Source organism: Stenotrophomonas sp. SrG, from assembly GCF_050031795.1.
Lineage (GTDB): Bacteria > Pseudomonadota > Gammaproteobacteria > Xanthomonadales > Xanthomonadaceae > Stenotrophomonas > Stenotrophomonas rhizophila_A.
In genome coordinates this window covers 1-247 of sequence record NZ_JBNBBE010000717.1, presented here as the reverse complement: position 1 = coordinate 247, position 247 = coordinate 1, and the positions used below count along the sequence as shown (strand labels likewise).

Genomic DNA, 247 nt, shown 5'->3' with positions numbered 1-247 from the left:
GCGCTTCTTGGGCCGCCGCTTAGAGCGCAGCGAAGAAGTCTTCGCCCGCCTCAACCCCGCCCTCGCCGATGAAGGCGTGCTGGTGCGCGTGGACGACGGCGTGCAGGTCGAAACCCCGCTGCAGCTGGTCTACATCAGCGCCGCCGGTGGCAGCGACCTGGCCTGGCATCACCGCCACCTGCGCGACCTGCGGGCCGGAGCCGCGCTCGCCGTGGTCGAGCACCACCGGGATGCCGGCGAGGCCGCG

At 72.9% G+C, this 247-nt stretch carries 1 pseudogene; it reads left to right on the top strand.

The features are described 5' to 3' along the window. Window positions 1–247 (top strand): annotated as a pseudogene (locus ACQG3P_RS21455) (Fe-S cluster assembly protein SufD); the annotation flags it as partial.